Raw genomic sequence first — 21,662 nt, forward strand, 5'->3', positions numbered from 1 at the left:
CCCCGTCCAGGACGGGGGCTTTCGTCAATCTGGAGCAGGCGCGCCTGCTGTCAGGCGAGCGACTTGATCGCCGAACGGCCGGCATAGATCGCCTGCGGGCCCAGTTCCTGCTCGATGCGCAGCAGCTGGTTGTACTTGGCCGTGCGGTCCGAGCGCGCCAGCGAGCCGGTCTTGATCTGCCCGCAATTGGTGGCGACCGCGAGATCGGCGATGGTCGAATCCTCGGTCTCGCCCGAGCGGTGCGACATGACGGCGGTGTAGCCGGCCTTGTGCGCCATCTCGACCGCGTTCAGTGTCTCGGTCAGCGAACCGATCTGGTTGACCTTGACCAGGATCGAATTGGCGACGCCCTGCGTGATGCCGGCCGACAGGCGGGTGACGTTGGTGACGAACAGGTCGTCGCCCACCAGCTGGCACTTGGAGCCGATGGTGTCGGTGAGAAGCTTCCAGCCCGCCCAATCGTCCTCGGCCATGCCGTCCTCGATGGTGCAGATCGGGTAGCGGCCGACGAGATCGGCGAGGTACTTCACCTGCGCCTCGATATCGCGCACCGCGCCCTCGCCTTCATAGTCGTACTTGCCGTTCTTGAAGAACTCGGTCGAGGCGCAGTCGAGGCCGATGAACACATCCTCACCGGGCTTGTAGCCGGCGGTCTCGATCGCCTTCACAACGAAGGCGAGCGCGGCGTCGGCGGAAGGCAGGTTGGGGGCGAAGCCGCCCTCGTCGCCCACATTGGTGTTGTGGCCGGCGTCCTTCAGCGCCTTCTTCAGCGTGTGGAAGATTTCCGCGCCGGTGCGCAGGCCTTCGGCGAAAGTCGGGGCGCCGACCGGCAGGATCATGAATTCCTGGAAGTCGATCGGGTTGTCGGCATGAGCGCCGCCATTGATGATGTTCATCATCGGCACCGGCAGGGTGCGGGCGTTCACGCCGCCGACATAGCGGTAGAGCGGAAGGTCGCGAGCGGCGGCAGCAGCCTTGGCCAGAGCCAGCGACACGCCGAGAATGGCGTTGGCGCCGAGGCGCGACTTGTTCGGCGTGCCGTCCAGCTCGATCAGAATCTGGTCGATGGCCGGCTGGTCCTCGGCGTCCATGCCGCCAATGGCGTCGAAGATCTCGCCATTGACCGCTTCGACGGCCTTGAGCACGCCCTTGCCGAGATAGCGCGCCTTGTCGCCGTCGCGCAGCTCGACGGCCTCATGCGCGCCGGTGGAGGCGCCCGAGGGGACGGCGGCGCGGCCCTGCGAGCCGTCTTCCAGCATCACATCCACCTCGACGGTGGGATTGCCGCGGCTGTCCAGGATTTCACGCCCAACGATATCGACGATGGCGGTCATACGTTTCCCCAATGCTCAACTCGGTCAGGATGGTCGAGGCGCTTCTACTCCGGCCATGTGACATGCGAAAGAGGTGCCAGCGACATATCGCCCGCCCCCTCCCCCAGGAGACCGACGCCATGACCGACATCGCCGACGGCACGACCCAGCTCGGCCGCCCCACCGCCCTGCCCGCAAGCCCCGACGAGGCGGTGCTTGAGCGGGTGCCGAATCCGCATCCCGGCACGAACTATGTCGCCCGCTTCACCGCACCGGAATTCACCTCGCTCTGCCCGGTGACCGGCCAGCCGGATTTCGCCCAGCTGGTGATCGACTATGTGCCCGACGGCTGGCTGGTCGAATCGAAATCGCTCAAGCTCTATCTCGGGAGCTTCCGCAACCACGGCGCCTTCCATGAGGACTGCACCGTTGCCATCGGCCTGCGGCTGCACGATCTGCTCCACCCGCGCTGGCTGCGTATCGGCGGCTATTGGTACCCGCGCGGCGGCATCCCGATCGACGTGTTCTGGCAGAGCGGCGCGCCGCTTGAGGGCGTGTGGCTGCCGGACCAGGGCGTCGCGCCCTATCGCGGGCGGGGGTGAGGGCTGCACACCGTCATCCCGGGCGGCCGCAGGCCGATCCGGGATGACGGCGCGAGACCGCTATTCCACCGTGACGGACTTCGCCAGATTGCGCGGCTGGTCGACATCGGTGCCCATCGCCACCGCCGTATGATAGGCGAGCAGCTGCACCGGAATGGCGTAGACCAGCGGGGTGATGAACGGGTTCATGTCCGGCAGCACCAGCGTCGCCTCGGTCTCCAGCGCCGCATGTTTCGCACCGGCCTCGTCGGTGATGAGGATGACGCGCCCGCCGCGCGCCGCCACTTCCTGCATGTTCGACATGGTCTTCTCGAACACGGCATCGTGCGGGGCGATCACCACGACCGGCATGTTCTCGTCGATCAGCGCGATCGGCCCGTGCTTGAGCTCGCCGGCGGCATAGCCCTCGGCGTGGATATAGGAGATTTCCTTGAGCTTCAGCGCCCCTTCCATCGCCAGCGGGAAGGACGTGCCGCGACCGAGATAGAGCACATCCTTGGTCTTGGCGAAGCTGCGGGCGAGGTGCTCGATGTCGGGGCCGAGATCGAGCGCGCGGTTCATCAGGCGCGGCACTTCCACGAGCGCATGAACCAGTGCCCGCTCCTCTTCCGCCGAGATCGCGCCGCGCGCGCGTCCTGCCGCGACGGCCAGCGCCGCCAGCGTTGCCAGCTGGCAGGTGAAGGCCTTGGTCGAGGCCACGCCGATTTCCGGCCCGGCCAGCGTCGGCAGCACCGCATGCGCCTCACGGGCGATGGTGGAGGTCGGCACGTTCACCACCGCGAGCAGGTGCTGCTTCTCCTGCCCGGCATAGCGCAGCGAGGCGAGAGTGTCGGCGGTCTCGCCGGATTGCGAGATGACGATGGCAAGCCCGTTGGCCGGCAGCGGCGCCTCGCGATAGCGGAACTCCGAGGCGACATCGATCTCCACCGGCAGGCGCGCATAGCGCTCGAACCAGTATTTCGCGATCAGCCCGGCATAATAGGCGGTGCCGCAGGCGGCGATGGAGATGCGCTCCAGCTTGGCGAAGTCGAAGGGCAGTTCGGGGAGCTGCACCGTCTCGTTGGCCATATCGAGATAATGCGCCAGCGTGTGGGCGACGACCTCGGGCTGCTCGTGCATCTCCTTGGCCATGAAATGGCGGAAGGCCCCCTTCTCGATCAGGAAGGCGGTGGCCGTGGTCTTCTGCGCCGCGCGCTCCACCCGGTGGTTCGCGCAATCGCGGATCTCGATCCCCTTGGCGCGCAGCACCGCCCAGTCGCCGTCTTCGAGATAGGCAATGGTGTCGGTGAAGGGCGCGAGGGCGATGGCATCGGAGCCGAGATACATCTCGCCCTTGCCATAACCGATGGCGAGCGGGCTGCCCTTGCGGGCGCCGATGAGCAGGTCCTCGTCGCCATCGAACAGAAAGGCGAGCGCGAAAGCCCCCTGAAGGCGCGGCAGCGCCGCCGCCACGGCGTCGGTGGGGCTGAGGCCGGCACGCAGTTCGCGCGTCACCAGATGGGCGACGACTTCGGTATCGGTCTCGCTTTCGAAATTGGCGCCGGAAGCGAGGAGTTCATCGCGCAGCTGGCGGAAATTCTCGATGATGCCATTATGCACCACCGCGACTTCCGTTGTGGCGTGGGGATGGGCATTGGCGACGCTGGGCCTGCCATGGGTGGCCCAGCGTGTGTGGCCGATGCCGATACGCGCCTCCAGCGGAGACTGGCGCAGCACCTCTTCCAGATTGCGCAGCTTGCCCTCGGCGCGGCGGCGGGAAATGTGCCCGCCCTGCAGCGCGGCAATGCCGGCGGAATCATAACCGCGATATTCCAGCCGCTTCAGCGAGTCGATCAGGCGATCCGCAACCGGCTCGGTGCCGACAATGCCGATGATTCCACACATGAGCCGGGCCCTTTCGTGAAGCGACGATCCGCGAGGCTACGATGGCGGGTTTAACCGGCCGTCACCGAAGCGTTGAAATCAATTCCGGTGTCGCTTCGTATCGCCGGCTTCGTGTCATTTCTTCGGCGCGAGCCCGGCGGAGAGCCGCGCGCGCAGCCGCGCCGCCAGTCCCGGCTTGTTGACCTGCCGCGCGCGGCCGATGGCCAGCGCGTCCGCCGGCACGTCGTCGGTGATCACCGAGCCGGTGCCGATATAGGCGCCGTCGCCGACGCTGACCGGCGCCACGAGCAGACTGTTCGTGCCGACAAAGGCGTTGGCGCCGATGGTGGTGCGATGCTTGCGGAAACCGTCATAATTGCAGGTGATGGTGCCCGCGCCGATATTGGTGTTCGCACCGACGCTGGAATCGCCGACATAGGACAGGTGATTCACCTTCGCCCCCGCGGCGAGGTCGGATGCCTTGATCTCCACGAAATTGCCGACATGCACCCCCTGCCCCAGCGCCGCGCCGGGCCGCAGCCGGGCGAACGGGCCGACAATCGCTCCGGGGCCGACATGAGCGCCCTCCACATGGCTGAAGGCGCGGATCGTGGCCCCCTCCTCCACCCGCACACCGGGGCCGAACACCACATTGGGCTCCACGATCACATCGCGGCCGAAGCGTGTATCGGCCGAGAGGAACACCGTTTCCGGCGCCACCAGCGTCACCCCCGCTTCCAGCGCCCGCGCCCGCAGGCGCTGCTGCAGGATCGCTTCCGCTTCGGCGAGCTGGGCGCGGCTGTTGACGCCCGCCACCTCTTCCGCCGCCACCTCGCACACGGCGGCGGCGCGCCCCTGCACACGGGCGATGGAAACCACGTCGGTCAGGTAGAATTCGCGCTTGGCATTGGCGTCGTCGACCTGGTCCAGCAAGCCGAGCGCCGCGCGGCCGTCGAGCGCCATCAGGCCGGCATTGCACAGGCGAATCGCGCGCTCGGCCGCGCTCGCCTCCTTCTCCTCGCGAATGGCGAGCAGTTCGCCGCCTTCGGTGACGAGGCGGCCATAGCCGGTGGGGTCGGCGGGGCGGAAGCCGAGCACGGCGACGCCCGCTCCTTCCGCCAGCGGCGCCCGCAGCGCGGCGAGGGTTTCCGGCTGCACCAGCGGCGTGTCGCCATACATGACAACCACATCGTCGAAACCGCGCTCCAGCGCCGCCCGCGCCGCGAGCACGGCATGGGCCGTGCCGCGCCGCTCCGTCTGCACGAAGATCTCGGCCTCCGGTGCCACGCGGCGCACCTCCGTTGCCACCTTGTCGTGGTCCGGCCCGATCACCACCGCGAGCCGCGCGGCGCCAGCGGCCAGCGCCGCGTCCAGCACATGCGCCACCATCGGCCGTCCGGCCACCGCGTGCAGAACCTTCGGCAGCGCCGAGCGCATGCGCGTACCCTCCCCGGCAGCGAGGACGATGACGAGAAGCTGGCGCATCGGCGGTCTCCAGAAGCGGCACGCGGGACGCGGCCCGGGCAGGGCTTTCGCGGGAAGGCGCTATCTAGCCCGACGGGAACGACGCGAAAAGACCGCCCGGCGTTCTCGGCGCCCGTCGACCGCGCGACGGCGGGCGGGGAAGCGTGTATCACCACGCGCCATGGACTCCCGCCCCGACACCCGCCGCGATTCCCCACCCGCCGCAACCGGCCTCGCGCACGACCCGTGGGCGATCGCGGCGCTGCTGGCGATGCCGCTGTTCTTTTCCACCAACCTCATTGTCGGCCGTGCGGTGGCGGAGCTGGTGCCGCCCTGGTCGCTGGCCTTCTGGCGCTGGCTGCTGGCGGTGGCGATACTCCTGCCGCTGACGGCGGGCGCGCTGCTACGCCATCGCAAACTGCTGCGGCGGGAATGGTGGCGCGTGCTGCTGCTGGGCTTTTTCGGCATGGTGCTGTGCGGCGGCAATGTCTATGTCGCGCTCCGGCACACCACCGCCGCCAATGCGACTCTGATCTACACCACCGCCACGCTGATGATCGTGGTGCTGGACGCGCTGCTGAAGCGCCAGAGACTGCCGGCGATCCAGCTGGTCGGCTCTCTGGCGGGCTTCGCCGGCATCGCGCTGATCGCCGTGCATGGCGAGGTGGGCCGGCTGCTCGGACTTGAGTTCAACAGCGGCGATCTCGGCATATTCGTCGCGGCGGTCGCGTGGGCGATCTATTCGCTGATGCTGCGCCAGGGACCGCTGACCCAGCTCGGCGGACAAACCGCCTTCGCCGCCAATGCCATCGCCGGCACGCTGCTGCTGGCGCCGCTGGCGCTGTGGGAGGCGGCGGGCGGGGCCGCCACCCCGTGGACGCTGGAAGCGTGGGGATCGATCGCCTTTCTCGCCATCTTCCCGTCCGTGCTGGCCTTCGGTCTGTTCCAGTATGCGATCAAGGTGGCCGGCGCGCCGGTGACGGCGAATGTGCTCTATCTCATGCCCGTCTACGGCGTGCTGCTGGCGGTGCTGCTGCTGGGCGAGGAACTGCACCTCTACCATGCCGTGGGCTTCGTGCTGATTCTCGGCGGGGTGATCCTCGCCACCCGGCGGCGGGAACCCGCGCCACGCCCGGCGGATTGATCGCCCGGCCGCGGCATGCGATGCAGCGGCCGCCGACGAACGGCCGTCGCAGAAGGACCGATACCGTGGCCCAACGCAGCTTCCTGCCCGGCGCCCGCGCCGCCAATGTCATCATCGCGCTCGGCGCCTTCGCCCTCGGCTGGGCAATCTATGTCCGCTATGCGCTGCTGGAACAGTCCTCGGTCGGTCTTGCCTGCCGGACGCTGGAGACCATGACCTGCGAGACGCGGGCGACGGTGATCGCCCTGTTCAGCCAGTCCGCCTTCGGCATTGCCGCGCTGATCGGCGCCACCCTCCAGCTGATCCGCCCCTCGCTTGTCATGTTCACCCTGGCGCTGATGGCGACCTGCGCCGGGCTGGTGGTCTACAACAACAACCTCGCCGGCCTCGCCGGCGGGTTGCTGCTCATATCCTTCGCCCGGCCGTGGCGAGGCGCCAGAGGGTAAGGGCCAGCACCACGAACAGGCTGCCGGTCCACAGCGCCTGCCAGTTCGCCAGCGTCTCGTTGAGCGGCACATAGAGGCCGGCGGCGAGGAACAGGCCGGCGGCGATCGCCTCCGCCTGCCGCCCCTCGGTGACGCGTCCGGGCCCGGCCACCACGGCGTAGAAGGCGAAGGCGGTGATGATCGGCGTCAGCCCGGCGAACTGGAAATCCTTGTAGCGCGGATCGAACACCAGCCCGAAGCCGATCTGCGCCGCGAGCACGATGACGGCGGCGAGCACCAGCGCGAGGCAGCGGTCGAAGAAGGGCGCACCCGGCGTCGCTTCGCTGTTGAGCGCCAGTGTCAGGGTGATGAGGCGGGTGCGCCGCCCGACCGCCACCGCGCAGGCGAGCGGCACCAGCAGCGCCAGCCCGACCAGCGCCGCCCCCCGAATCCAGCCGCCGACGCCGAGGCTTTCGCCGGGCACCGACGCCAGAAGCCGGCCGATCATCAGCCCGGCGAAGAAGGCGATCCCGGCCACCGCCGACCATTCCCGAACGCCGAGCGGTCGCCCGCCCGCGCGCCGCCCGGCCCAACCCGCGAGCCCAAAAAGGGCCCCGGCGAAGCCCACGCCGAGCGCCGCCTGCGCCATCCAATAGGGATGGTCGGACACGGGTTCGCCCCAGGTGAACTTGAACTCGCGGGTATAGGCATCGAGGAAGCCCCAATGGCCGCCCACCGTGCCCTCAAGCACCCGCTTCCACGGCTGGTCGAAGGCTTCGATAACGTTGAGCCGGTAGTTCTTGGCCTTGGCCAGCGCCAGCAATTCCTGAATCACATTGGCCTGGTTGGAGGGCGAGGGCAGCGCCCCCTCGCGCATGCGGCCCTCGCTCGGCCAGCCGGTCTCGCCGATGAGAATATCCTTGCCGGCAAATATCTCGCCGACATGCTCGCGGATCTCGCCGAGATGGGCGACGGAATCCTCCGCCGGCACCGGCATGTCTTCCCAGAAGGGCAGGATATGGACGGTGACGAAATCCACCGAATCCGCGAGCGAGCGGTTGCGCTCCCAGAACTCCCAGACATCGGCATAGGTGACGGGGACTTCCGGCGGAATCTTCGCCTTCACCTCTTTCAGGAAGCCGGCAATGTCATTGGCCGATTGCTCGCCGCGCAGCAGAACCTCATTGCCGACGATGACGGCCTTGACGACATCGGGGTTCTCCCTCGCCGCCTTGATGCCGCCTTCGATCTCGGCACGGTTGCGCACGGGATCGGCGGCGATCCAGATGCCCTGGAGCACGGTGAGGCCGTGCTTGCGGGCGAGTTCCGGCACGGCGGCAAGGCCGGCCTGGATCGAGGAATAGGTCCGCACACACTGCGTGATCTTGGAAAGGAGGGCGAGATCATCGTCGATCTGCGCCGGCGAGAAGGCCACATCCTCGGTGAACGGGCTCTGCCCAGGACGGAACGGGGCATAGGAAACGCAGGGCAGCTTCTCGCTCGCCGCCACCGGGGCGAAGGGCGCCGGCACCGGCTGCCCGAGCCACGCCCAGATAGCGACAATCGCCGCGCAGACGAGGGCGGCGAGGGCAAGGGGCAGTCGCATGCGAGACATCTCCGCCAGGGACGCGCCGAGTGGGCTCGGTCGCGAGGGGCTTCGTCGAAGGGCGTGGGCACGGTGTTCCGGCTCGTCCACCCTGCCGGGTAACGGGGCTTTGCGGCCACGGCAAGAGGCGTGTGCAAAGCTATGAAATTTTGCGCCGCCTGCGCCGCTCGGCGCCCGCCGTCATGCTGACAAATTCGATTGCTTCTCCTACTGTCCTCGCCGGTCCGGTGTTTCCTCTTTTGCGTGTGACGTTTCTCCCATGGTGTGCTCCGTACGTCCCTTCGCCGCCGCCCTGCTCGGTGGCCTGATCCTGATGTCTGCAGCGGCCGGCGGCGCGTGGGCGCAAAGCGCTCCCCCGGAGCAGAAGGCCGCCGAACAGAAGTCGCCGGAGGAGCAGGCAAAGGAAGAGGCGCAGCGCCGCTCGGTGGAGGAATATGCCGAGGCGGCCAAGCTGCCGGGCAATGCCGGCCTGCCGGAATGCGTGTGGTCCGGGCGGCGGATCGCCATGCTGCTGTGGCGCGACGACATCGACACCGCCCGCCGGCATCTCGAACTCTATGAGCGCTTCGGCTGCCCGACCGAGCACCTGAAGATCGCGTTCCGCTGCCTCGTCCGCCAGGGCAATATCGACAGCAAGGCGCAGGAGCGCCTGTCCGAACGCGTGCATGCCTGCTGGGTCAATCCGGACGCACAGCCCGCCACCGCGACGCCCGCGCCTGCTGCACCTGCGCAATGAATCCGCGCCGCGGCCCCCGGCGTGTCATCGGCGCGTCATGGGGCCGCCATAGTGGGGAACCATTCTCCCACTGACGCATTCTTCGCTGCAGAGCGGCATTGTCGGCAGGCGTGACGCGCTGTGGCGCGCCGCGGCAAAGATCGTGCTGCACGTGCGTTGAAACTGTATTATAATCCACCTGTCAGCCTCCCCTTTATCGTGGGTTTGTCTCATGCGCCCCGCCATTCGTGTCGCTGCCGCAGCCGTTGCGGTTGTGACGTGCGTCCATGCCTTTGTCTGGCTGGCTCTGCGTCAGGAGGTTTCCGCTCCCGCCGCACCCGATCGCTTCCAAAGCATGTCGTTCGCGCCCTATGGCCGCGACGCCAACCCGGATAAGGGTGAGCCGACCACCGAGGCGCAGATCCGCGCCGATGTGGAGGCGGTGGCGCCCTATACGCGCGGCGTGCGTACCTATGCCTCGACCGGCAATCTCGATCTGGTCGCGAAGATCGCCGCCGAGAAGGGGCTGAAGACCACGGTCGGCGCCTGGCTGGACGAGGACGAGTCGCGCAACGAGCGCGAAATCGCCAACGCCATCGAGGTCGCGAAGAAGAATTCGAACGTCGTCGGCATCGTGGTCGGCAACGAGTCGATCCTGCGCGCCGAACGCACGCCCGAGCAGCTGATCGAGACGATCCGCCGGGTGAAGCGCGAGACCAATGTGCCGGTAACCACCGGCGAAACCTGGGACGTGTGGCTCGACCACCCCGAGCTGGTTTCCGCCGTCGACTACATCGCCGCTCACATGCTGCCCTATTGGGAGGGCGTGACGCCGGAGCAGGTGGTCGACCACACCATCGCCATCTATGACCGCCTGCGCGCCACCTATCCCGGCAAGCGCATCGTCATCGCCGAGTTCGGCTGGCCGAGCCAGGGCTATAATCGCGACAGCGCCATCCCCGGCGAGGTGGAACAGGCGCAGATCATCCGCACCTTCGCCGCCCGCGCCGATGCGCTCGGCATCGAATACAACCTCATCGAGGCGTTCGACGCGCCGTGGAAAAGCTTCGAGGGCAGCGTCGGCCAGTACTGGGGCATTCTCGACGCCAACCGCGTCGCGAAATTCCCGATGGCCGGCCCGATCACCCCCTCGACCTACAACGCCACCGCCGCCATCGCGCTGCTGCTCGGCATCGCCTTCTCGCTGCCCGTGTTCCGCTTCGCCCGCCTCACCCTGCTGCAGGCGCTGGTGATGGTCGGCGCGGCCAACCTTGCCGGCGCCTGGGTGGCGACCGTCACCGACCACTGGCTGACGCATTATGTCGTTGGCGGCAACATGGTGACCATGGTCGTCAGTCTGGTGCTGCTGGTGCCGCTCGTCATCGTCATGCTCTACCGGGTGGAGGAACTCTCCACCATCGCCTTCGGCCGCACCCCGCGCCGGCTGCTGCGCAAGGAAAACGCGTCCGCGCCCTCGCGCACGCCCAAGGTATCGATCCACATCCCGGCCTATAAGGAGCCGCCGGAGATGCTGAAGCAGACGCTCGACAGCGTCGCCCGGCTGAACTGGCCGAACTTCGAATGCCTGGTCATCATCAACAACACGCCCGACCCGGCCTTCTGGGAGCCGATCGAAGCCCATTGTCGCGAACTGGGTGAGCGCTTCAAGTTCATCAACCTGCCCAAGGTGGCAGGCTTCAAGGCCGGCGCGCTGCGCGAGGCCATGCTGCAGACCGCGCCGGACGCCGAGATCATCGGCATCATCGACGCCGACTATGTCGTCGATCCGAACTGGCTGATGAACCTCGTGCCGACCTTCGAAGACCCGACCGTCGGCATCGTCCAGGCGCCGCAGGACCACCGCGACGCCGACCGTAGCCTGCTGCACGAGGCGATGAACACCGAATATGCCGGCTTCTTCGACATCGGCATGGTCCAGCGCAACGAGCATGACGCCATCGTCGTGCACGGCACCATGTGCCTGATGCGCCGCGCCGCCATGGTCGAGGCCGGCGACTGGTCGAGCGACACGATCTGCGAGGACACCGATCTCGGCCTCGCCATCGTCGAGCGCGGCTGGAAGAGCCATTACACCAATGAGCGCTATGGCTGGGGCCTGCTGCCGGACGACTTCGCCTCGTTCAAGAAGCAGCGCCACCGCTGGGCCTATGGCGGCATGCAGATCATCAAGAAGCATTGGCGCCGCATGCTGCCCAATGCCGGCACCCGTCTCACCCCGGCGCAGCGCCGCGAGTTCAGCATCGGCTGGGTGAGCTGGCTCGGCTCGGAAAGCGTCGGCGCGCTGGTGGCGATCCTGTCGCTGCTCTGGGTGCCCTTCGTGCTTGGCCTCGGCATCGCCGTGCCGCAGCGCATCCTCACCATCCCGATCGTGTTCTGCTTCGGCATCTACCTGCTGCACTTCATCGCGCTCTACCGCCTGCGCGTCGCCACGACGCCGGTGCGCATGATCGGCGCCGCCTTCGCGGCGATGGCGGTGCAGTTCACCGTGGCCAAGGCGGTCTATGACAGCTTCCGCTACAAGGACCTCGCCTTTGCCCGCACCGCCAAGGGCTCGTGGCTGGCCGACGCCGCCCGCGCCTTCCCGGCGCTGCCGGAAGCGATCATCGGTGCCGGGCTGATGCTCGCCGCGATCGGGCTGCGGCTGACCAATTGGCACGCCGTAGTAGAGGTCGATCTGTTCGCCCTGGCGCTGGCGATCCAGAGCCTGCCCTTCCTGGCGGCTGCCGGCATCGGCTGGCTGGAAGGCTCGCCGCTCAACTCCTTCGCCACCTGGCGCGCCCTGCGCGGCCGCGCGCTGGCGCTGTTGCCGGGCCGCTCGGCCCAGCCTCAGGCGCTGCCGGAGGAGATCGGCTGACACTGCAGGAGGGCCCGCCCTCCTCGCATCGTGCATAAAGAAAGCCCCGGAAGCGATTCCGGGGCTTTTGTTTTTCATCTCAGGATTGGTTCGGATCAAGTCGCCGCTTCGAACACCAGCGTCGCTCCCAGCGCCGCTTTCGGGCCGACCACGACCACGCCTTCAATATCCTCCACCGACATGCGGGACGAAGACACCCGCCGGCGCAGCCGGTCCATATCCGCGACCCCGAAGCGCACAGCGGCGAGGCGCAGCCCCGGCCCGGACGGTGCCGGCACCCCGAAGCGCTGGGTGAACAATGCGTCGCTCATCACGTCGATATCGCCGCGCGGGGTCTTGAGGATGTACCAGCCTTCGACCGCCCGCCGCGCATCCATGCCGGCGAAATTGGCGAGAAAGCCGGTATGGGCCGCCGGGTCGGCGGCGGTCATCACCACGCCCACCACGCTCTGTGCGCCATTCATGTGCCGCTGCAGATCCACGGACCAGAAATTCTCCGGGAATATCTGCTGGCAGGTGAAGAAGCCGGCATGCGGCGAGGCCCGGTCGCGCGCATAGGCGAGGTTGAAGGCGACCTTGACGCCCACGCCGTCGAGCCGCTTGCCCTCCCGCTCGAAGCTGAAAAGGTCGATGCCGCCGATCCCGGCCGTGTCGAACTCCAGCTTGTCGATCGCAGCGTCCCGCCCTTCCAGCACCAGCATGGAAAGGCCGGGACCGACCTCGGCGAGGAAATCGCGGTTGAACGCGCCGAAGGAAAAGCGCGTCACGTCCTGTGGCGGGATCTTCTCGGCGTCGGCGATCTCAAGCAATTCGACGAAGAAGCCCGGCAGCTGCACGATGCGGTTGTCGGTGCCCCAGGGATGGCGGTTGCGGGTGCCGACCGTGAAGCCGAGCATGTCGTAAAGTTCGCCCGCCGCCTCGAGGTCGCGGACGACATGGACGACGTGATCAAGACCGCGCTCCACCAGCACCTTCTCCCCTGCTTGCCCGGCACATGCGGCGCCGGGCGAGAATCCCGGCCACCATCAGAGCACGCCGACGGCTGGCGAACCAGCCTCGACTGTCGGCGAGGGGGCAGGCATGGGCAAGGTGGCGGCTTGGACGGGGGATCCCTCCCGCCGCGTTCCTGTCGGCACCGGTGCTGCGCGCCCGTCGACAGGGCGCGCAGGGTCGAGGGTTACGTTTCGCCGGCCGGCGCTCAGAACAGCCGGCTCTGCACCGCTGCCGCGCCGATGAAGGAGGCGAAGAGCGGGTGCGGCTCGAAGGGGCGCGACTTCAGTTCGGGATGGAACTGCACGCCGACGAACCAGGGGTGATCGGGATATTCGATGATCTCCGGCAGCAGCCCGTCCGGCGAGAGGCCGGAGAACAGCATGCCGCAGGCCTCCAGCCGCTCGCGATAGGCCATGTTGACCTCGTAACGGTGGCGATGGCGCTCGAAGATCGAGGTGTCGCCATAAATCTCTGCGACCCGGCTGCCCTCGGCCAGCGCGGCGGGATAAGCGCCGAGACGCATGGTGCCGCCGAGATCGCTGCCGATGCCGCGCTTTTCCAGCTCATTGCCGCGCAGCCACTCGGTGAGCAGGCCGACCACCGGCTCATCCGTGGGGCCGAACTCCGTCGAATTGGCCTTCTCCACCCCGACCAGATTGCGCGTCGCCTCGATCACCGCCATCTGCATGCCGAAGCAGATGCCGAGATAGGGCACGCGCCGCTCGCGGGCGAACTGGGCCGCGCGGATCTTGCCCTCGGCGCCGCGCTGGCCGAAGCCGCCCGGCACGAGAATGCCGTGGACATGCTCAAGGAAGGGGGCGGGGTCCTCGCGCTCGAAAATCTCGCTCTCGATCCAGTCGAGATTGACCCGCATATTGTTGGCGAGCCCGCCATGGGTCAGCGCTTCGATGAGGGACTTGTAGGCGTCCTTCATCCCCGTGTACTTGCCGACAATGGCGATGGTGACCGAGCCTTCCGGGTTGCGGATGCCGGCTTCCACCTTCTTCCAGCGCGTCAGGTCCGGTTCGGGCGCCGGCTCGATGCCGAAGGCCGCCAGCACTTCCGTATCGAGCCCTGCCTCGTGATAGGCCGAGGGCACGGCATAGATGCTGTCGGCATCGCGCGCCTCGATCACCGCGCTTTCACGCACATTGCAGAACAGGCCGAGCTTGCGGCGCTCCTCGCGCGGAATCTCGCGGTCGGTGCGGCAGAGCAGGATGTCCGGCGCGATGCCGATGGAGCGCAGTTCCTTCACCGAATGCTGCGTCGGCTTGGTCTTCAGTTCACCGGCGGAGGGGATGAAGGGCAGCAAAGTGAGGTGGATATAGATGCAGTGCCGGCGCGGCAGCTCGTTGCCGATCTGGCGGATCGCCTCCAGGAACGGCATCGCCTCGATATCGCCGACCGTGCCGCCGATCTCCACCAGCACGAAGTCGTAGCCCTCATTGCCCGAGAGCACGAAGTCCTTGATGGCGTTGGTGACGTGCGGAATCACCTGGATGGTGGCGCCGAGATAGTCGCCGCGCCGCTCCTTGGTGAGGATGTCCTGATAGATGCGCCCGGTGGTGATGTTGTCCTGCTTGGTCGCGGGACGGCCGGTGAAGCGCTCGTAATGGCCGAGGTCGAGATCGGTCTCGGCACCGTCATCGGTGACGAAGACTTCGCCGTGCTGATACGGGCTCATCGTGCCCGGATCGACGTTGAGATAGGGGTCGAGCTTGCGCAGCCGGGTCTTGTACCCACGGGCCTGCAACAATGCACCGAGTGCGGCGGAGGCGAGGCCCTTGCCAAGCGAGGACACGACGCCGCCGGTGATGAAGATGTAGCGCGCCATGGGATTTGGTTTCTACCGGCAAAAACGCGATTCGACGAGGGCCCGCCTTGCCGAACGGGCGCCCGCCTGTGGCTAAACCGAGGGCCGCGCCGACGCTTGTCGACGCGGCTCCGTTATCACTGCGACTGCGGAGCCTGCGGCGCGGCGGGAGCGGCCGGCGGCGCGGGCTGGGCGGCGTTGAGCTGGTCCAGCACGGAGCCGCCGGGAGCAGGAGCCGAGGGCGCGCCGGGAACGGCGGCCGGGGCATTGAAAATCGTCGTCGGACCGCGGCCCCAACCGGCGAGAATGGTGAGCGACAGGCTGGTGATGAAGAACAAACCGGCCAGAATCGCCGTCGCGCGGGTCAGCACATTGGCCGTGCCGCGCGCGCTGAAGAAGCCGCCGCCACCGCCTCCCCCGCCGCCAATGCCGAGCCCGCCCCCTTCGGAACGCTGAATCAGCACCACGCCGATCAGGGCCAGCACGACCATGAGATGGATGACGATGAGTACGGTTTGCATCTGACGCCTTCAAAATGCTCATGCAGCGGCACGCGAGCCCAATCCTGAACTCGCCCGCCGCACGTGTTGGGCGCGTTCCTACACGATTGCGCCCGGCGTTTCCAGCCGCCCGACCACAGGGATTGTTGGCGGGCGGCCGGAAGGCGCCGCGCTACAGATAGGCACGCGCAATGGCGAGAAAAGACTCCGCCTTCAGGCTGGCACCGCCGACCAGCGCGCCGTCCACATCGGCGATGGACAGGATGTCGCCCGCGTTCTCCGGTTTGACCGAGCCGCCATAGAGCAGGCGCACCCCGTGGCCCTCGGCTCCGAAGCGGGCGACCAGTTCGCCGCGCAGCAGCGCGTGCATCTCGGCGATGTCGCCAGCGGTCGGCGTCAGCCCGGTGCCGATCGCCCAGACCGGCTCATAGGCGACCACAAGATTGGCGGCGCTGGCCCCGTCGGGCACTGAGCCGGCGAGCTGGGAGCGGACCACGTCAAGGGCCCGGAACGCCTCCCGCTCAGAACGGGTCTCGCCGACGCAGAGAATGGCGATAAGGCCGGCACGCCAAGCCGCCTCGACCTTCGCCCGCGCCAGCGCGTCGGTCTCACCATGTTCGGACCGGCGCTCGGAATGGCCGAGAATGACCGCGGTGGCGCCGGTGTCGGCGATCATCTCGGCAGAGATGTCACCCGTGTAGGCCCCGGCGGCCTTAGGGTGGCAATCCTGCCCGCCAATGCCGATGCGGGTGCCCAGCGCCGCGACCGCCATGGCCGACATGACGGTGGCGGGCGGACAGACCAGTAGGTCGACCTGCGCCCTGAGCGCGGGATCGTAGCCCGCGCTGATGCGGCCGAACTCGGCTATGGATGCCTTGAGGCCGTGCATTTTCCAATTGCCGGCCACCAGCGGACGACGCTTCGACATGCCGTCACTCACCTTTCACACAAATGCCACGCAGCACACCTCATAGCAGAGTGTCGCAGCGTGAACAGGGTATCGTGACGCCGGCAAATGCCGCGCTGTGCCGTTGCGGCGACGGGGACGCCTCCCTATTATGCGCGCCTTTCGCGCCCCGGGCCGTCGCCCGCACGACGCCAGACGAGAATCATATGCTTGAGACCCTGCGCAAAAGCGCTTCCGGAATAGTCGCCAAGATCCTGATGGGTCTCCTCATCCTCAGCTTCGCGGTCTGGGGCATCGCCGACGTGTTCCGCGGCTTCGGCAGCCAGACGCTGGCAACCATCGGCGATACCGAAATCACGGTGCCGGAGTTCCGCCAGATCTACCAGGAGCGGCTGCAGCAGATCAGCCAGCAGCTCAAGCGCGGCATCACGCCGGATCAGGCGCGGGCCTTCGGCATTCCCGACCAGTTGCTGAACGAGCAGCTGGCCGAGGCGGCGCTCAACGATCAGGCGAAGGCGCTCGGCCTCGCCCTGTCGGATGAGGAGATCGCGCGGCGGGTGCAGTCGAACCCGGCCTTCCACGGCCCCAGCGGCAGTTTCGATCCGGCCTATTTCAACCAGCTCCTGCGCTCCAACGGCTTCACCGAGGCGCGCTTCGTCGCGGCCGAGCGCGCGCTGGCGCTGCGCCAGCAGCTGATCCAGTCGCTGGGCGGCGGCATCGAAGTGCCGGCCGTGCTCAAGGGCGCACTCGCCCGCTATGAGGGCGAGGAACGCTCGGTCAATTACGCGATGCTGACCCCCGCCTCCCTCGCCGCTCCGGCCGACCCTTCGGACGAGGAGCTGCGCAAGTTCTTCGACGAACGCAAGGTCGCCTTCCGCGCGCCCGAATATCGCAAGATCGGCGTGCTGGTGCTCACCCCCGAGGCGCTGGCGGCAAGCGAGACTGTCTCCGACGCCGAGGTCAAGGCCGCCTACGACGCCAATCTCTCCACCTATGGCACGCCGGAAAAGCGCGTCGTGCAGCAGCTCGTCTTCCCCAATGAGGAAGAAGCCAAGGCTGCCGCCGACCGCATCAAGGCCGGCACGGCCTTTGCCGACATCGTCACCGAGCGCAAGCTGACCGCCAAGGATGTCGATCTCGGCGATGTCTCGCGCGCCGACATCATCGACCGCCAGGTGGCCGACGCCGCCTTCTCCCTGCCCGCCAACGGCACCAGCGATGTGGTCGCCGGCCGCTTCGGCCCGGTCATCGTCCATATCGGCGCCATCACCCCCGGCAGCGTCCAGCCGCTGGAGGAAGTGGCGCCGGCGATCAAGGCGGCGCTGCAGGTCAATGCCGCCCGCCGGGCGATGCTCGCGACCTATGACAAGATCGAGGACGAGCGCGCCGGCGGCGCGCAGCTCGCCGAGGTCGCCGGCAAGTTCGGGCTCACCCTGCAGAATTTCGACACCAGCGTTCATGGCCAGACCCCGGACGGCAGCGCGGTTGCCTCCTTCCCCGCGCGTTCGGACGTGCTGCGCGGCGCCTTCGCCACCACGGTCGGTGAGGAGAACGAGCCCGTCCAGCTGCCGCAGAATGGCGGCTATGTCTGGTACCAGGTCGATGAGATCACCCCGCCGCGCGACCGCAGCTTCGAGGAGGCGCGGGCGCAGGTTCTGGAGCGCTGGAAACAGGACCAGGCCGCCCAGGCGCTCGACAAGAAGGTCGAGGAGATCAAGGCCAAGATCGCCGCCGGCACGCCCTTCGACCAGGCCGTGACCGGGGCCGGGCTCGAATTGCGCGCCGCCAACGGCCTGCGCCGTGGCCGCACCGCCGACGGCGTGCCGCAGGACATCATGGCCGCCGTGTTCGAGACCCCCGAGGGGGGCGTCGGCAGCGCGCTCGCCGAGGGCGGCGACAGCCGGCTGCTGTTCCAGGTGCTGCGTGCCGTCGTGCCGGCGGCCGCCGCCGCCACCGACGAGAAGCTTCTGTCCGACCTGCGCACGAGCATGGAGAACGACCTGATGACGGAGTATCTGGTCGAGCTGCAAAGCCGGCTCGGCGCCCGCATCAACCGCGCCGCGCTCGACCAGATCGTCGGCACCGACGCGGTGAACTGAGGCGGAACGCAGGTCATGAGCCTCACTCCCGAAGCGGCGGACTTCGCCGCCGCCTATCAGCGCGGCGAGGCGCAGGTGGTTACCACCACGCTCATCGCCGATCTCGAAACCCCGGTCTCGGCCTTCCTCAAGATCGCCGGCGAGCGCCCGAACAGCTTCCTGCTCGAATCGGTCGAGGGCGGCGCCACGCGCGGGCGCTATTCGATGATCGGTATCGAGCCGGATGTGATCTGGCGCTGCCATGGCGACAAGGCGGAGATCAACCGCCGCGCTGCCAGCGACGCCGACGCTTTCGAGCCGTGCCCGGACAAGCCGCTGGTCTCGCTGCGCCGGCTGGTGGAGGAATCGCGCATTCATCTGCCCGAAGGCGCCCCGCCCATGGCGGCGGGCGTGTTCGGCTATCTCGGCTACGACATGGTGCGGCAGATGGAGCGGCTTCCCGCGCCCAAGCCCGATGTCATCGACGTGCCGGATTCGATCTTCATCCGCCCCACCGTCATGGTGGTGTTCGACGCGGTGCGCGACGAGATCACCGTCGTCACCCCTGTTCGCCCGACGCCCGATATGACGGCCACCGCCGCCTATGAGGCGGCGCGCGTGCGGCTGGAAAAGGTGGTGGCCGCGCTTGACAGCGCGCTGCCCAACCTGCCCTCGGAAGACGCGTTCCACCAGGCGGTGGAGCCGCAGTCCAACACCGAGCCGGCCGAATATCGCGACATGGTCGAGCGGGCGAAGGAGTATATCCGCGCCGGCGACATCTTCCAGGTCGTGCTCTCCCAGCGTTTCGAGGCGCCCTTCGCGCTGCCACCCTTCTCGCTCTACCGGGCATTGCGGCGGATCAACCCGGCGCCGTTCCTCGTCTATTTCAACTTCGGCGGCTTCTCGCTGGTCTGTTCCAGCCCGGAAATCCTGGTGCGGCTGCGCGACGGCACCGTCACCATCCGCCCCATCGCCGGCACCCGCCGACGCGGCGCCACTCCGCATGAGGACAAGGCGCTGGAGGAAGAACTCCTCGCCGACCCGAAGGAGCGGGCCGAACATCTGATGCTGCTCGACCTCGGCCGCAACGATGTCGGCCGCGTGGCGAAGATCGGTACGGTGGAGGTGACCGACAGCTTCTTCATCGAGCGCTACAGCCAAGTGATGCATATCGTCTCCAATGTCGAAGGCGCGCTCGACCCGCGCCGCGACGCGCTGGACGCACTGGCCGCCGGTTTCCCTGCCGGCACGGTATCGGGCGCGCCGAAAGTGCGGGCGATGGAGATCATCGACGAGCTGGAGCGCGACAAGCGTGGCATCTATGCCGGCGCCATCGGTTATTTCGGCGCCGATGGCGAGATGGACACCTGCATCGTGCTGCGCACCGCCGTGGTGAAGGACGGGCGGATGTATGTGCAGGCGGGCGCCGGCATCGTCTATGATTCCGTGCCCGAAAGCGAACAGCAGGAATGCGTCAACAAGGCCAAGGCGCTGTTCCGCGCCGGCGAGGAAGCCGTGCGCTTCGCCGCCCGGGCCGGCAGGGGGCAGTAAGGCGATGAGCAGGGATCGGCGCCACGAGCGATGGCGGGGCTGGCGATAGAGACCATCGCCCGCCGGCGCGGCTTGACCCCGCGCCGGAACAGCCCCTAGACCTTCTCACAGCCGCATCAGGCCGGCGGATGGACGCACGATGATCCTGCTCATCGACAATTACGACAGCTTCACCTGGAACCTCGTCCACTACATTGGCGGGCTCGGCGCCGAGGTGGAGGTGCGCCGCAACGACACGCTCACCGTCGATGAGGCGATGGCGCTGAAGCCGGAGGCGATCGTCATTTCGCCCGGCCCGGCGACCCCCAACGAGGCCGGCATTTCCTGCGCGCTCATCGAGCGCGCCGCGAAGGAAGGCGTGCCGGTGTTCGGCGTCTGCCTCGGACACCAGGCCATCGGCCAGGTGTTCGGCGGCGACGTGGTGCGCGCGCCGCAGCCGATCCATGGCAAGCTGTCGGACATCCACCACCGCAATGACGGCGTGTTCCACGGCATCAACGGGCCGCTGAAGGCGACGCGCTACCACTCGCTGGTGGTGAAGCGCGACACGCTGCCCGACACGCTGGCGGTCACGGCCGAGACCGATGACGGCCTCATCATGGGCCTGTCGCACACCACGCTGCCCGTGCATGGCGTGCAATTTCACCCGGAGAGCATCGCCTCCGAGCACGGCCGCACCATTCTCAAGAATTTCCTCGATCTCGCGCGCGCCTGGAATGCCGGCCCCGGCCGGGAGCGGGCGGCGTGAGCGCGGCACAACAGGCGGGGACGCAGAGCCAGATGGACAATCTCAAGCCCATTATCGGCAAGCTGGCGACCGGCACCACGCTGACGCGTGCGGAAGCCGCCGCCGCCTTCGACGTGATGATGTCCGGCGAGGCGACGCCCTCGCAGATCGGCGCCATCCTCATGGCGCTGCGGGTGCGCGGCGAGGCGATCGAGGAGATTGCCGGCGCCGTCACCACCATGCGCTCCAAGATGCTGCGGGTGGACGCGCCGGCGGAAGCGGTGGACGTAGTCGGCACCGGCGGCGACGCCTCCGGCTCCTACAACATTTCCACCTGCGCCTCCTTCATCGTCGCCGGGGCGGGCGTCCCGGTGGCCAAGCACGGCAACCGTGCGCTGTCCTCCAAATCCGGCGCGGCGGATGTGCTGATGGCGCTGGGAGTGAAGATCGACCTGACGCCGCAACAGATCGCCACCTGCATCCGCGAGGCGGGCATCGGCTTCATGTTCGCCCCGGCCCATCACCCGGCGATGAAGCATGTCGGCCCGACGCGGGTGGAAATGGGCACGCGCACCATCTTCAACCTCATCGGCCCGCTGTCGAATCCCGCCGGCGTGACCCGTCAGATGGTCGGCGTGTTCGCCCGCACCTGGGTCGAGCCCCTCGCCGAAGTGCTGCGCACGCTGGGGTCCGCCCATGCCTGGGTGGTGCATGGCTCCGACGGGCTCGACGAGATCACCACGACAGGCCCGACCCAGGTGGCCGAGCTGAAGGATGGCAGCATCCGCAGCTTCGAGATCACGCCGGAAGAGTTCGGCCTTGCCCGGGCGACGCCGGAGGCGCTGAAGGGCGGCGACGGCGCCGCCAATGCACTGGCGCTGCGCGCCGTGCTGGCGGGCGAGCCGAGCGCCTATGCCGATGTCTCGCTGCTGAATGCCGCCGCCGCGCTGGTCGTCGCCGGCAAGGCGGACGACCTCGGCGCCGGGCTGGAGCTGGCCCGCGCCAGCCTCACGGGCGGCCATGCCGCCGCGGCGCTCGACCGGCTGATCGCCACCTCGGCACTGGCGGCGGCGGAATAGGAGCGCG

At 67.9% G+C, this 21,662-nt stretch carries 17 protein-coding genes; 9 read left to right on the top strand and 8 right to left on the bottom strand.

Annotated elements, in window-relative coordinates; genetic code table 11:
* Positions 1–50: 50 nt before the first annotated feature.
* Entirely contained in the window at positions 51–1,334 is a 1,284-nt protein-coding gene (gene eno, locus J2S75_RS02800) for a phosphopyruvate hydratase (protein WP_244376443.1), read from the bottom strand.
* A gap of 119 nt (positions 1,335–1,453) precedes the next feature.
* Between eno and queF the strand changes: the two genes are divergently transcribed.
* Positions 1,454–1,915: a preQ(1) synthase gene (gene queF, locus J2S75_RS02805; protein ID WP_307017985.1), complete on the top strand. Its 462-nt coding sequence runs from the start codon at positions 1,454–1,456 to the stop codon at positions 1,913–1,915.
* Between the two features lie 60 nt (positions 1,916–1,975).
* Here the strand turns inward: queF and glmS are convergent, their stop codons facing one another.
* Both glmS and glmU read right to left on the bottom strand, forming a co-directional pair.
* Entirely contained in the window at positions 1,976–3,799 is a 1,824-nt protein-coding gene (glmS, locus tag J2S75_RS02810) for a glutamine--fructose-6-phosphate transaminase (isomerizing) (protein WP_307017987.1), read from the bottom strand.
* Between the two features lie 114 nt (positions 3,800–3,913).
* A complete protein-coding gene (gene glmU, locus J2S75_RS02815; RefSeq protein ID WP_307017989.1) occupies positions 3,914–5,263 on the bottom strand; it encodes a bifunctional UDP-N-acetylglucosamine diphosphorylase/glucosamine-1-phosphate N-acetyltransferase GlmU in 1,350 nt (449 codons plus the stop codon).
* Positions 5,264–5,423: 160 nt separating this feature from the next.
* Between glmU and J2S75_RS02820 the strand changes: the two genes are divergently transcribed.
* A complete protein-coding gene (locus tag J2S75_RS02820; protein WP_307017991.1) occupies positions 5,424–6,386 on the top strand; it encodes a DMT family transporter in 963 nt (320 codons plus the stop codon).
* A gap of 65 nt (positions 6,387–6,451) precedes the next feature.
* Entirely contained in the window at positions 6,452–6,832 is a 381-nt protein-coding gene (locus J2S75_RS02825) for a hypothetical protein (RefSeq protein ID WP_307017993.1), read from the top strand.
* Here the strand turns inward: J2S75_RS02825 and J2S75_RS02830 are convergent.
* Positions 6,792–8,417 (bottom strand): glycoside hydrolase family 17 protein, encoded by a 1,626-nt coding sequence (locus J2S75_RS02830; protein WP_307017995.1) that lies wholly within the window; start codon positions 8,415–8,417, stop codon positions 6,792–6,794. The genes J2S75_RS02825 and J2S75_RS02830 overlap by 41 nt on opposite strands.
* Before the next feature lie 259 nt (positions 8,418–8,676).
* On the opposite strand from J2S75_RS02830, the gene J2S75_RS02835 reads away from it, so the two are divergent.
* Positions 8,677–9,153 carry a hypothetical protein gene (locus tag J2S75_RS02835; RefSeq protein ID WP_307017997.1) on the top strand — a complete coding sequence of 159 codons (477 nt, stop codon included), beginning with the start codon at positions 8,677–8,679 and terminating at the stop codon, positions 9,151–9,153.
* Between the two features lie 334 nt (positions 9,154–9,487).
* Positions 9,488–12,007, top strand: a complete 2,520-nt coding sequence (locus J2S75_RS02840; protein ID WP_307017999.1) for a glycosyltransferase — start codon at positions 9,488–9,490, stop codon at positions 12,005–12,007.
* A gap of 95 nt (positions 12,008–12,102) precedes the next feature.
* Here the strand turns inward: J2S75_RS02840 and J2S75_RS02845 are convergent, their stop codons facing one another.
* The 4 genes from J2S75_RS02845 to tpiA all read right to left on the bottom strand — a co-directional run bounded on the left by J2S75_RS02845 (position 12,103) and on the right by tpiA (position 16,241).
* A complete protein-coding gene (locus tag J2S75_RS02845) occupies positions 12,103–12,972 on the bottom strand; it encodes a VOC family protein (RefSeq protein WP_307018000.1) in 870 nt (289 codons plus the stop codon).
* A gap of 233 nt (positions 12,973–13,205) precedes the next feature.
* On the bottom strand, positions 13,206–14,834 hold the full coding sequence (gene pyrG, locus J2S75_RS02850; RefSeq protein ID WP_307018002.1) for a CTP synthase: 1,629 nt from the start codon (positions 14,832–14,834) through the stop codon (positions 13,206–13,208).
* A gap of 116 nt (positions 14,835–14,950) precedes the next feature.
* The gene (gene secG, locus J2S75_RS02855; protein WP_307018004.1) at positions 14,951–15,334 is read right to left on the bottom strand and encodes a preprotein translocase subunit SecG; all 384 of its coding nucleotides are present in this window, start codon (positions 15,332–15,334) and stop codon (positions 14,951–14,953) included.
* Positions 15,335–15,485: 151 nt separating this feature from the next.
* A complete protein-coding gene (gene tpiA / locus J2S75_RS02860; RefSeq protein WP_307018006.1) occupies positions 15,486–16,241 on the bottom strand; it encodes a triose-phosphate isomerase in 756 nt (251 codons plus the stop codon).
* A 185-nt stretch (positions 16,242–16,426) separates the two neighbouring features.
* Between tpiA and J2S75_RS02865 the strand changes: the two genes are divergently transcribed.
* The 4 genes from J2S75_RS02865 to trpD all read left to right on the top strand — a co-directional run bounded on the left by J2S75_RS02865 (position 16,427) and on the right by trpD (position 21,655).
* Positions 16,427–18,319 (top strand): SurA N-terminal domain-containing protein, encoded by a 1,893-nt coding sequence (locus J2S75_RS02865; protein WP_307018008.1) that lies wholly within the window; start codon positions 16,427–16,429, stop codon positions 18,317–18,319.
* 15 nt (positions 18,320–18,334) lie between these two features.
* Positions 18,335–19,849, top strand: coding sequence for an anthranilate synthase component I (trpE, locus tag J2S75_RS02870; RefSeq protein ID WP_307018010.1), 1,515 nt, complete (start codon positions 18,335–18,337; stop codon positions 19,847–19,849).
* A gap of 139 nt (positions 19,850–19,988) precedes the next feature.
* Positions 19,989–20,597 carry an anthranilate synthase component II gene (locus J2S75_RS02875; RefSeq protein WP_307018012.1) on the top strand — a complete coding sequence of 203 codons (609 nt, stop codon included), beginning with the start codon at positions 19,989–19,991 and terminating at the stop codon, positions 20,595–20,597.
* 32 nt (positions 20,598–20,629) lie between these two features.
* A complete protein-coding gene (gene trpD, locus J2S75_RS02880; protein ID WP_307018492.1) occupies positions 20,630–21,655 on the top strand; it encodes an anthranilate phosphoribosyltransferase in 1,026 nt (341 codons plus the stop codon).
* Positions 21,656–21,662 lie beyond the last annotated feature (7 nt).

The organism is Ancylobacter polymorphus, assembly GCF_030813495.1.
Classification (GTDB): Bacteria; Pseudomonadota; Alphaproteobacteria; order Rhizobiales; family Xanthobacteraceae; genus Ancylobacter; species Ancylobacter polymorphus.

Coding starts and splice junctions, on each gene's coding strand:
- glmS (WP_307017987.1), bottom strand. CDS start 3,799: ATGTGTGGAATCATCGGCATTGTCGGCACCGAGCCGGTTGCGGATCGC.
- J2S75_RS02820 (WP_307017991.1), top strand. CDS start 5,424: ATGGACTCCCGCCCCGACACCCGCCGCGATTCCCCACCCGCCGCAACC.
- J2S75_RS02875 (WP_307018012.1), top strand. CDS start 19,989: ATGATCCTGCTCATCGACAATTACGACAGCTTCACCTGGAACCTCGTC.
- pyrG (WP_307018002.1), bottom strand. CDS start 14,834: ATGGCGCGCTACATCTTCATCACCGGCGGCGTCGTGTCCTCGCTTGGC.
- J2S75_RS02865 (WP_307018008.1), top strand. CDS start 16,427: ATGCTTGAGACCCTGCGCAAAAGCGCTTCCGGAATAGTCGCCAAGATC.
- J2S75_RS02830 (WP_307017995.1), bottom strand. CDS start 8,417: ATGCGACTGCCCCTTGCCCTCGCCGCCCTCGTCTGCGCGGCGATTGTC.
- trpD (WP_307018492.1), top strand. CDS start 20,630: ATGGACAATCTCAAGCCCATTATCGGCAAGCTGGCGACCGGCACCACG.
- queF (WP_307017985.1), top strand. CDS start 1,454: ATGACCGACATCGCCGACGGCACGACCCAGCTCGGCCGCCCCACCGCC.
- secG (WP_307018004.1), bottom strand. CDS start 15,334: ATGCAAACCGTACTCATCGTCATCCATCTCATGGTCGTGCTGGCCCTG.
- glmU (WP_307017989.1), bottom strand. CDS start 5,263: ATGCGCCAGCTTCTCGTCATCGTCCTCGCTGCCGGGGAGGGTACGCGC.
- J2S75_RS02835 (WP_307017997.1), top strand. CDS start 8,677: ATGGTGTGCTCCGTACGTCCCTTCGCCGCCGCCCTGCTCGGTGGCCTG.
- trpE (WP_307018010.1), top strand. CDS start 18,335: ATGAGCCTCACTCCCGAAGCGGCGGACTTCGCCGCCGCCTATCAGCGC.
- J2S75_RS02840 (WP_307017999.1), top strand. CDS start 9,488: ATGTCGTTCGCGCCCTATGGCCGCGACGCCAACCCGGATAAGGGTGAG.
- eno (WP_244376443.1), bottom strand. CDS start 1,334: ATGACCGCCATCGTCGATATCGTTGGGCGTGAAATCCTGGACAGCCGC.
- tpiA (WP_307018006.1), bottom strand. CDS start 16,241: ATGTCGAAGCGTCGTCCGCTGGTGGCCGGCAATTGGAAAATGCACGGC.